General features: G+C 50.1%; 1 protein-coding gene. It reads right to left on the bottom strand.

Going from position 1 to position 497, the window contains the following annotated elements:
• Positions 1–140 precede the first annotated feature (140 nt).
• A partial coding sequence (locus KKC1_RS07070; protein WP_143288700.1) for a UPF0236 family transposase-like protein occupies positions 141–497 on the bottom strand: 357 nt, incomplete at its 5' end.

Here is a 497-nt window from a genome sequence, read left to right as displayed (position 1 = left end):
AATAGCCATTTTGGAATTCGCCCTGTCGGCAACCCATTGTACCACGTTCAAGGACCCCGGCTGTCAAGGCTCCCCTCACGGCGCCGCCTTAAGCTCATGGGCTCACCAGGGAACATGTCAGCATGTCATAGACCACTAAATCATAGCAGTTCTGGTTTCAGTAATTCACGGAATAAGCAAGCATAACCCTCAGTACCACGACGTGTTGCTGGAAAACTACCTTTTCGAACTCCGACTCCACTAGAGGCTATGGCCTTGGCCACATGACCGGCACTCGCCTGTAATTTGTCTAAAGCCCATTCTTCAAGTTCACCTACGGTTCTGGAGATGTATTCTGGTAAAACCCCTTGGTAAAGCTTAGCCAAGCACGTCAGTATGCCTTTTAGCCCTTTTTCCGACCAAGCCCGGCCACGCTTTGAAGTCCGATTCTTGAATTTGTCAACGTTTGATTCTGCAGCCCCCATGCTTCGCCAGTTGGGAGAAACCTTAAATCCTGC

This window comes from Calderihabitans maritimus (assembly GCF_002207765.1).
Lineage (GTDB): Bacteria > Bacillota > KKC1 > Calderihabitantales > Calderihabitantaceae > Calderihabitans > Calderihabitans maritimus.
The sequence above is the reverse complement of the archived record's forward strand: the minus strand, read 5'-3'. Positions and strand labels throughout refer to the sequence as shown.